A 9,047-nucleotide genomic window follows, 5' to 3' on the forward strand; every position below is an offset into this window, starting at 1 on the left:
TATAGTACCTGCTTCTTTTACGTATATCATTTCGTCCTGTTAGAAACCCATTGGCATTGCTTGCACATCTATCCCGCCGTTTCTTGAAAGTAAATATTTTGCCAGTCTTTTATTTCTTGTATACGTTTCAATCCTTACATATATTTCCCAAATCATATTCCAGAATTCACTATGTTTATCTTCTTTCTTAATTTTTAATCCGAAAGCTTCAGCTTCATCTGGGCTAATAGACCTACCATGTGTATTTTTGTCACCAACTTCAAGAAATTTATTAACCACTGCATCTATATGTTTTTCGTCTTTATCTTTTAACATGTTTGCTTTCAACTGTTCTTTAGCAAGATTAACTGTGGCATTAGAGATTTCATCCATTAAATCAAAAATAAATCCTCTTTCAGTCATGATCCCTCCATGAAAGTTGTTTATACGTTATTTATTCTAAACATTCAAAAACTGTTATTTACTTCCAAAGCAAAAACAATAAGATTACAGCTAATACAAAAATCGTCACAGATAGTATTTTTTGTCTATTAAAGGAATTTTGTAGTCCGCTAAGTTGATTCTTCAGGAAATCAAGCTCTTCTTTTGTTTTATCCTGTAAAACTGTTAAGTATGCCGTCACTTGACTGAAAGCATCAGCCAGTGTTGTGTCTTTTCCATCGCTATCAGTTCTTAATTTAGACGATAGCTCAGATAGTTTTTCTTCGAGCCGTTTTGTTATTTGGGAAGAATCTTCAAAATCCTCTTCGTCAACCCTGTTATCCTCATCAAGCTCATGAATTAGTGGCAAGTATTCCTCTAATTTTTGGGTAGACCGATTTTGTTCCCATGCTTTAGAGAAACTCATAAATGTTTCCCAAGTATCACCTTCAACAACAGCGTTTCTTAAGAAATTTAGTTCATTTGATGGCAGGTAACCTTTTTCTTTTTTCCAAGGGACAGTTTGCTTTGCTAATCGGTATAATCGAAGTTCTCTTAGTTGCTGTCCATTTTCTCCACTTTTTAATGACTTCAACTTTTGCTCTAATATTCTTCCGGGCCATTCGGCATCTTCAAATCTTGGACCATTAAATAAAATATCATGCAGTGCATCATGGAGGCAAAGACTAAGATCTTGTGCATATTTTAAATTATTTAATATTTTATATTTTTCATTTTCTGGTTTTTTGAGTATCTCGGCAAATTCATCGTTGGTTAAGTTAAAATTATATGCAACTGCTGCAGAGTTTAAGAAGTCGTCAGTATCAGTTTTTAAGAAGACCTCTTTTCGAAACTTCGTCAATTCAACATCTGAACGATATAAAAGTTCTCGTAATTGGCTATTTGTCATATTTTTTAAAACACTATCAGGGATACCAGTGAACAAACCTGCTTCAGGGGGCAAATGCCAAATAAGTATATAAGATATACTTTCGGGCACTTTTAGTAATAAATTCCAAAGACTTTCAATATCTTTCCCTTGTTGATACTCACCCCAACCATCATAACGAAAGATATCTTCTTTATAGTAATCTTTAAATTCTGATCTGTTAACATAATCTGCAAGTATTTCAAGCAATTCGTTCTCGGTTACAGCCCCTTTTTCCAGCTCGTGGTCGACGGCATAAGATATTATTTGAGCTATTTCTTCTCCGCCTCCTCTCAAACTACGAACAGATGCTAATCTTGCCTCTTGGGGCATTTCAAAAAATGCTTTTGAGTCTTTGAATTCATCGCTAAGGATAAAATCCCATGTGTCTTCTTTTTTACAAAAACGCACCAGCGGGTCAGGATCATTTTCAATAAGTTGGTTAATCTCTTCAGTGGCATACGGATGAAATTCCTTTGCTGCTAAATAGCGAACATATGGATTAGGGCTTTTGAGAGCAACTGTTAGAAATGTTTTATCAAAGTAATGCCGCCCACTCTTGCGAAGTTGTTTTATCATATGAAGAAGAATTTGAGTTTCAGTATCAAGCCCTGCCCATGCAGCTATAAGTTTCGCAAAACCACTTGGTGTTGGACTCACTAACTCTCTAAGGTGAGCAGGCAATTCATTGTTTATTTGTTCATTCATTTTAGCCCCCTTCTCCTGAGAATTACCGTTCCCATATGTTCTTTCTTTGTTTATTGAGATTTATATTTTCTTTGCTAATAGTAAAAATTTTTTAGTAAATTTAGGTTGATCTTCCCCCGATTTAACGGACACAAAGTTAAGTTAGGCTGCCATAGCCTCCAGTTCAAATAATACCGGGGATTTATATCCCAGGGCTGAATGTCTCCTCTGACGATTATAGAACATTTCAATATATTCGAAAACACTTTGTATAGCCTCTGTCCGTGTTTCATACCTGTAATCATACACATGCTCTATCTTCAATGTATGGAAAAAACTCTCAGCAACTGCATTATCATAACAATTTCCCTTCCTGCTCATGCTCTGGATAAATCCAAATGCCCCCAGCACTTCCCGAAAATCAGCGCTCGCATACTGCACTCCTCTGTCAGAATGAAATATACAACATGAAACCAGAATAAGCCGCACTTAAAATTTGATAGCCAAGTTTTGTTCTAAAATGATTTATAAGTGCATATATTAATTTTTGATGCTTTGGACTAGGATTTTGCATGAAATTTTTATTCCTTCAATTTATAAATCTAAAAAAAAACGATAACGTCTTTCCTTTAAAATTTAAAGTTGCCATCTATTCCCTTTTTGCCTGCTGTAATCAGGAAATCCTTTTCTCTATCATTTCATAAACTCTTTTCCTGTGAATAATGCCGAGTATCCGGACTTCGCCGTGTGCAATTTTATAAACTACCCTGTAATCTCCAACCCTAAGTTTCCAATATCCCTTAAGGGTTTTTCTCAACGGCTCCCCATACTGATGCGGGGCCGCTGTAAGGCGAATTTCTATGGCAGTTTTAATGCGTTTTTTAATCTTCTCGTCAAGTAAAGGGATGTCAACCGCTTTGACGTCAGGATGATATTTAAGCTCAAAAGGCAAGGCTACCAGACCTCAGTATGTTTCAGCGCCTTTGTTTTTTTAAGAGATTGTTCCCTTTTTTCAGCAAATGCAGATAATGCTATATCTTCTTCTAATTCCAGAGCTTCTCTAATTAAGTCACGGGCTTTTAATGAAAGCGATACCTTTTCCCTCTCTGCAAGGTGCTGGACGCTTTTGTAAAGCGGTTTCTCCAAAACCACATTAATTCTTGGATTTTTTGCCGGCATTGATATTCCCTCCTTCTAAGTAGTGTACCACTTATAACGCACCGAATCAATATTTTTTATTTCTTCTTCCCGTAGTCTAATTCCCTCCAGCAAAAAAACTGAGCGCCTCTTTTACCTTTTCAATATCAACCCTTGTGTTAAAGCACGGACCAAAGGGTCTTTCATTTATAATGCCTAAAATCGGCAGGGGATACGTATCAATAATCCCGCTTGAGAGGTCGCGTTCACAGGCTACGGCGACAATGGCCTCGGGTTTTGTGTCAACGACTATCCTTCTTGCGATAGTGCCTCCGGTAGCGACAAACAAATTCAGTCCGAGGTCTTTTGCCATCTTTGTAAAATCCTTTATCTCGCATTTGCCGCAGCCTTCGCAGTTATAAACATCGTACGTGATTTTTATCTTGCACTCGCTTTGCTGGAGGCAGTGGGGCAGAAGCAGAAGCAGCCTCTTTGCAGGTTTTAAGCTGAACTTTCTGACAAGGCTGTTATTCACATCTACCAGTAATTTTTGAAGCCTGTCTTTTTTAACCCTGAAAATCCAGCCGATAAGCAGCATTGCAGGATAGCCGAGTTTTAAAAACATGCCCCTAATCAACCGCGTATTCATAAAACCTCATTCCTTCAGATATTTTTCTTCCCTGTAAAAATGCACTGATTGACATCACCGGCCTTCCTTCGGGCTGAACCTCAAGTATTGACACAAGTCCTTCTCCTGCTCCAACTGTCAACTCGTTCTGCGCAGCCTTAATTACCAAACCAGACGCTCCGGTGCCGTCTAATGCCGCTGCCTTTAGAATTTTAACCCTTTTGCCCCCAAGAAAACTATATGCCCCAGGCCATGGGTTCATACCCCTTATGAAATTGCATAATTCCCTTGCAGGCTTTGACCATAAAATAAGACCGTTGGTTTTTTTCAGTGTAGGCGCATAGGAGGCATCACCGTATTGCGGCACCGGCTTGATAGCTTTCTGCTCTAAGCCTGCGAGTGTTTTAATTAAAATCTCAGCGCCGAGCCTTGAAAGTTTATAAGCAAGACTTCCTGCCGTATCATTTTTTTCAATCTCTATCTCTGTCTGAAGCAGGATATGTCCTGTATCCATGCCCTCATCCATAAGCATCGTGGTTATCCCTGTCGTAGCATCGCCGTTGATAATTGCCCGGCTTATGGGCGCGGCGCCCCTGTATTTAGGAAGCAGTGATGCATGAACATTTATGCACCCGCAACGGGGCAGGTGAATAATCTCCGGTGGAAGGATCTGCCCGTATGCAATGACAACAATGACGTCCGGGTTTAACTGCCTTAACTCTCCAGCGAATGCAGTCTCTTTTACCTTCTGCGGCTGTAATATCATTAGCCCTGTTCTCTGCGCTTCCTGTTTTACAGGGCAGGCAGTCATATGCCTTCCCCTGCCGCTTTGTTTATCAGGCTGAGTTACAACTGCAAGCACTTCATGCCCTGAATCAAGCAGAGCCTTAAGGGATGGGACAGCAAACTCAGGTGTGCCAAAAAATATTATACGCATTACAATAACGGGCAACAAGTAACAGGCAAGGGGTAATTTAAATATCTCTCGCCGGCAATTTTCAACCTGTTGTCTGTCACTTACTGCCTGCCGATACCTTTCTGTGGCGTCTTTTAAAAAACTCTCTTTTGATGCGGCCTATCCTGTCAATCAATAATTTGCCGTTCAGGTGATCAATCTCATGCTGAAGCGCCCTTGATAAAAGCCCGCTGCCTTCCACCTCTACCGGCTTGCCTTTTCTGTCAAGCCCCTTTACCTTCACTTTTTCAGCCCTTTTTACGACTGTCGTATAACCGGGCAGGCTCAGGCATCCTTCCTCAACCTCCATCGCTCCTTCCATGGAAACAATCTCCGGGTTTATAAGGACAATCAGGGTAATAGCCGCTTCCTTGCTTGAGACGTCAATAACAAGCACCCTTTTTGGTACGCCTACCTGATTGGCGGCAAGACCAACGCCAAAAGCCGCATACATGGTCTCTATCATATCGTCAATCAATTTTTGAAGCGCCTCGTCAAACTCTGTAACAGGAGCGGTCTTTTCCTTCAGAATTTTGTCCGGATATGTTTTTATTTCAAGCACAGCCATAGTATCAATAAAAGGGTTCAAGGATTCATGGGTTCTAGTATTTCTTTCATTGCAAAATGCAAAATTAACATTTATCAATTTAAAATGATAATTGTTAATTGATAATTTTTACTTGAATCTTTGACCCCTTGAATCCTTCATTTCCCTTGTTTTTGCCTGTAGTCCTCTATCGCCTTGTGCAGGGCATCGGCGCCCAGATTAGAGCAATGCATCTTCTGGGGCGGCAGCCCGCCAAGCTCATTGGCAACCGCCTCCTTTGAAATCTTAAGCGCTTCGTCAAGGGTCTTGCCCTTGACCATTTCAGTCACCATGCTTGACACCGCAATTGCGGCGCCGCAGCCAAAGGTCTTGAATTTGGCATCAGTTATTATATTGTCTTTAACCTTTATAAAAATCTTCATCACATCGCCGCATACAGGATTCCCTTCTGTGCCTATGCCGTCTGCGTCAGGCAGTTCACCGACATTCCGCGGATTAGTAAAATGCTCCATTACTTTTTCACTGTACATGTTTCGCCCTCCGTTCCCTCCCAGCCTTTTGAATAAGGCGATATTTCCCTTAAGCGGGATATAATCTGGGGGAATGTTTCAATCAAATAATCTATTTCCAGTTCTTTAGTCTCTTCACCGAGTGTAAATACGACAGAACCCTGCGCAAGATGCGCTGGAATACCCAGTGAAAGAAGCACAGGAGATGCCTTTAATGCCTTTGACGAGCAGGCAGAGCCGCTTGCCACATAGATCCCCTTGGCTGAAAGAAGCAGAAGCATGGCCTCGCCTTCAATGTATTCCACCACAAAGCTTGCATGCCCCGGGAGCCTCTGTTCAGGATGGCCTGTGAGATAGACATTAGTTATCTTTGATAAAACACTGGAAATGAGTTTATCCCTGAGCGGTTTAACATGATCTGAGCGTTTGCCCATATCCCTTTTTGCAAGCTCCGCCGCCTTGCCAATGCCTGCAATTGCAGGGACATTCTCAGTGCCGGCGCGCCGGCCGCCTTCCTGTATACCCCCGTATATCAAAGGGACTATCCGTGTCCCTTCTTTTAAATAAAGCGCCCCTGCACCTTTGGGTCCGTAAAACTGATGCGCCGTCAGTGAAAGTGCGTCAACGCCGAGCTCACGGACATCTACAGGTATATTGCCTGCTGATGCAACGGCATCTGTATGAAAGATTATATTATTCTTTTTTGCAATCTTTGCAATTTCGGCAACAGGCTCAATAGTGCCGACTTCCGGGCTTGCATGTATGATGGATATTAAAACAGTTTCCTTGGTTATAGCCCTTTGCACAGAATCAGGGTCAACGAGTCCTGATTTGTCAACAGGCAGATAAGTAACTGCAAAGCCTGATTTTTCCAGAAAGCGGGCAGAATTTAAAATGGAATGATGCTCTGCTTTTGAAACTATGATATGCTTGCCTTTATTCTGAAGGGCAAGGGCTATGCCGCGCAGTGCAAAGTTATTGGACTCCGCCCCGCTTGCGGTGAATATTATCTCATTCGGCTTTGCATTGATAAGTGAAGCAACGCTTCCTCTGGCCCCTTCAATCGCCTCTTTTGCCTTTGCCCCCGGAGGATAGATGCTTAACGGGTTTCCAAAATCTTCTTTAAGAAAAGGCATCATTGCCTCCAGCACCTCAGGATGCATGGGGTTTGTCGCAACATGGTCCAGGTATATTTTTCCCATAATTACTCCTTTAATTTTTTTACATAGAAACTGTAATAATCCGGTGATTCCAGCACGCCGACAAATTCATTTCCTGTCTTGCCGCACCACGCCGGAATATCCTCAAGCGCTCCGTCATAGTCAGTAAGTACCGCAAGCACCTGCCCGACCTTAAGCTCTTTTATCCTCTCCTGCAGAGTAAGAAGGTGCATCGGGCACATCATATAAATTATATCTGTTATTGCGTCGGCGGCTATGGGCTTATCAAGAAATTTCAACAATTTTTCATGTCCGGACAGCTCTGCAATTGACATGGTTTACCTTTCAGAGTTTGGATTCTTCCTTCATCAGGTCTTTAAGGCTTATGGTCTCAAGAAACCGCTCAATTTTTTCTCCGAGTGATTTCCACAGAAGCCTTGCCACACAGCCTTCAACACGGCTGCAGGCGTTTGACTTGGGGTTAAGGCACTGCGTAATTGCAATAGGGCCCTCAAGCGCCTTAAGTATCCTGCTTACACTTATATCATTAGGCTTTTTACTAAGGACATATCCGCCGCCAGGCCCCTTCAGACTCTTAATCAGCCCGTCTTTGCGGAGCCTGTTTAATATCTGTTCAAGATACGCAACAGAAACCCCCTGTTCCTGTGCAATTTCTTTAATTGTTATAGGGCCGTCAGAATAGCTTTTTGCTATTTCAAACATCGCCCTTACGCCGTATTGCCCCTTTGTAGATAACTTAAGCATGAAATTAAAATAAAATAGTTTACTAAAATTGTCAAGTATTTTATTTTGACATAATGGCTGTTGTTCTTTATAATGAATTAACTGCGTAAAAAGCTGACTTAAGCGCTAAGCCTGTTTGCAGTTTCAAAGTCTTAGAAAAGAGATTTTTGTGAAATTACTGCTGATTTCCCTACAATCAAATGCCTATGTCGCCGGACTTAAATACATAGGCGCAAATGTGCGCGCAAACGGGCATGACGTGCGAATATTGCTCTTGCCCGGTTATATAGACGGCAGTCTGCACCCTGCAATGGAGGACTTTATCCGCGATTATAATCCTGACCTGATAGGCGTCAGCCTTATGTCCATTGAATTTTACCCGGCAAAGATACTTACTCATTTACTGCATGAGAAATTCAGCATCCCCGTGCTCTGGGGGGGCGTGCACGTAGTGCTTACGCCCGATGAATGCATAAAATATGCCGATTATGTATGCTGCGGTGAAGGCGAAAAGGCTGTTGTCTCAGTGTTGAATCATCTTCGCGACAAAGGCAGGGATATTCCGCCAGAGGTTCCTAATATATGGTCGCGCATTAACGGGCAAATAATAAAACAGCCGCTAAGCCCCCCGGAGGAGAATCTGGACAGCCTGCCGTATCAGGAATATCTGCCGGAGTATTATTACTGTTTACATAATGACAGGATATATAATTTCTCCCGGCGCCCGGAACTTTTCCGCAGGTATGCGCTGTACGGCGGCACTTGCCACATGATGATAACAACAAGGGGCTGTCCTTTTTCCTGCGGATACTGCGCCAATTCCTCACTTGTGTCTGTCTACGGAAAAAAAATCAGGGAAAGGTCTGTTGAAAACTGCCTTGAGGAGTTAAGGGCTGTTAAAAAAGACCCTTATGTCCTGTATATAAATTTTGAGGATGACTGCTTCCTTGTGCACAGTATGGAATGGCTCAAAAAATTTACCGAAGAATACAAAAAACACATAAACCTGCCGTTTATGGTGCGTGCAATACCAACTATGGTTGACATGGAAAAACTGCTTATGCTTAAGAGTGCCGGCTTAAGCTGGATTATTATGGGTGTTCAGTCAGGAAGCGACCATGTGAATTTTGATATTTATGGAAGGAAAGTACCGTTTGCTGTAGTCAAAAAAGCCGCTGAGCTTGTCTCAAAATCCAGGGCAGTGCCTTATTATGAAATGATTGTGGACAATCCCTATGAGACAGAGCAGGACATGATTGAAACCATTAATGCTATGTTAATGCTTAAAAAGCCGTATACGACTTCGCTGGCGCACCTGACTTTTTTCCCGGG

At 41.9% G+C, this 9,047-nt stretch carries 13 protein-coding genes; 1 reads left to right on the plus strand and 12 read right to left on the minus strand.

From position 1 onward, the window contains the following. Positions 1 to 39: 39 nt before the first annotated feature. From HZA10_08895 to HZA10_08950, 12 genes are all read right to left on the minus strand, one after another. Complete coding sequence (locus HZA10_08895; GenBank protein MBI5196425.1) at positions 40 to 402, minus strand: hypothetical protein; 363 nt, start codon at positions 400 to 402, stop codon at positions 40 to 42. A 58-nt stretch (positions 403 to 460) separates the two neighbouring features. Beyond that, entirely contained in the window at positions 461 to 2,056 is a 1,596-nt protein-coding gene (locus tag HZA10_08900) for a hypothetical protein (protein MBI5196426.1), read from the minus strand. Positions 2,057 to 2,197: 141 nt separating this feature from the next. Further along, a complete protein-coding gene (locus tag HZA10_08905; protein ID MBI5196427.1) occupies positions 2,198 to 2,476 on the minus strand; it encodes a transposase in 279 nt (92 codons plus the stop codon). Between the two features lie 232 nt (positions 2,477 to 2,708). After that, positions 2,709 to 2,987 (minus strand): type II toxin-antitoxin system RelE/ParE family toxin, encoded by a 279-nt coding sequence (locus tag HZA10_08910; protein MBI5196428.1) that lies wholly within the window; start codon positions 2,985 to 2,987, stop codon positions 2,709 to 2,711. 2 nt (positions 2,988 to 2,989) lie between these two features. Continuing rightward, entirely contained in the window at positions 2,990 to 3,214 is a 225-nt protein-coding gene (locus HZA10_08915; protein ID MBI5196429.1) for a toxin-antitoxin system, antitoxin component, read from the minus strand. Positions 3,215 to 3,290: 76 nt separating this feature from the next. Then, positions 3,291 to 3,821 (minus strand): DUF116 domain-containing protein, encoded by a 531-nt coding sequence (locus HZA10_08920; protein ID MBI5196430.1) that lies wholly within the window; start codon positions 3,819 to 3,821, stop codon positions 3,291 to 3,293. Beyond that, positions 3,802 to 4,737, minus strand: a complete 936-nt coding sequence (locus HZA10_08925) for a methionyl-tRNA formyltransferase (protein ID MBI5196431.1) — start codon at positions 4,735 to 4,737, stop codon at positions 3,802 to 3,804. Before HZA10_08925 ends, HZA10_08920 begins: the two co-directional genes overlap by 20 nt. A 76-nt stretch (positions 4,738 to 4,813) precedes the next feature. Then, positions 4,814 to 5,323 carry a peptide deformylase gene (gene def, locus HZA10_08930; GenBank protein ID MBI5196432.1) on the minus strand — a complete coding sequence of 170 codons (510 nt, stop codon included), beginning with the start codon at positions 5,321 to 5,323 and terminating at the stop codon, positions 4,814 to 4,816. 137 nt (positions 5,324 to 5,460) lie between these two features. Then, positions 5,461 to 5,832, minus strand: a complete 372-nt coding sequence (gene nifU, locus HZA10_08935; protein ID MBI5196433.1) for a Fe-S cluster assembly scaffold protein NifU — start codon at positions 5,830 to 5,832, stop codon at positions 5,461 to 5,463. After that, positions 5,814 to 7,016 (minus strand): cysteine desulfurase, encoded by a 1,203-nt coding sequence (locus HZA10_08940; protein ID MBI5196434.1) that lies wholly within the window; start codon positions 7,014 to 7,016, stop codon positions 5,814 to 5,816. The genes nifU and HZA10_08940 overlap by 19 nt, the downstream gene beginning before the upstream one ends. Next, positions 7,016 to 7,306, minus strand: coding sequence for a sulfurtransferase TusA family protein (locus HZA10_08945; GenBank protein ID MBI5196435.1), 291 nt, complete (start codon positions 7,304 to 7,306; stop codon positions 7,016 to 7,018). The genes HZA10_08940 and HZA10_08945 overlap by 1 nt, the downstream gene beginning before the upstream one ends. Before the next feature lie 10 nt (positions 7,307 to 7,316). Next, entirely contained in the window at positions 7,317 to 7,736 is a 420-nt protein-coding gene (locus tag HZA10_08950; protein MBI5196436.1) for an RrF2 family transcriptional regulator, read from the minus strand. A 148-nt stretch (positions 7,737 to 7,884) separates the two neighbouring features. Here HZA10_08950 and HZA10_08955 point away from each other — a divergent pair. Beyond that, the coding region (locus HZA10_08955; GenBank protein ID MBI5196437.1) for a cobalamin B12-binding domain-containing protein at positions 7,885 to 9,047 on the plus strand (1,163 nt) is incomplete at its 3' end.

Source organism: Nitrospirota bacterium (assembly GCA_016212185.1).
Lineage (GTDB): Bacteria > Nitrospirota > Thermodesulfovibrionia > UBA6902 > DSMQ01 > JACRGX01.

What these genes read in the sequence shown, in the direction of transcription:
- HZA10_08895 (MBI5196425.1), bottom strand. Translation starts at nt 402, where the DNA reads ATGACTGAAAGAGGATTTATTTTTGATTTAATGGATGAAATCTCTAAT.
- HZA10_08900 (MBI5196426.1), bottom strand. Translation starts at nt 2,056, where the DNA reads ATGAATGAACAAATAAACAATGAATTGCCTGCTCACCTTAGAGAGTTA.
- HZA10_08915 (MBI5196429.1), bottom strand. Translation starts at nt 3,214, where the DNA reads ATGCCGGCAAAAAATCCAAGAATTAATGTGGTTTTGGAGAAACCGCTT.
- HZA10_08920 (MBI5196430.1), bottom strand. Translation starts at nt 3,821, where the DNA reads ATGAATACGCGGTTGATTAGGGGCATGTTTTTAAAACTCGGCTATCCT.
- HZA10_08925 (MBI5196431.1), bottom strand. Translation starts at nt 4,737, where the DNA reads ATGCGTATAATATTTTTTGGCACACCTGAGTTTGCTGTCCCATCCCTT.
- def (MBI5196432.1), bottom strand. Translation starts at nt 5,323, where the DNA reads ATGGCTGTGCTTGAAATAAAAACATATCCGGACAAAATTCTGAAGGAA.
- nifU (MBI5196433.1), bottom strand. Translation starts at nt 5,832, where the DNA reads ATGTACAGTGAAAAAGTAATGGAGCATTTTACTAATCCGCGGAATGTC.
- HZA10_08945 (MBI5196435.1), bottom strand. Translation starts at nt 7,306, where the DNA reads ATGTCAATTGCAGAGCTGTCCGGACATGAAAAATTGTTGAAATTTCTT.
- HZA10_08950 (MBI5196436.1), bottom strand. Translation starts at nt 7,736, where the DNA reads ATGCTTAAGTTATCTACAAAGGGGCAATACGGCGTAAGGGCGATGTTT.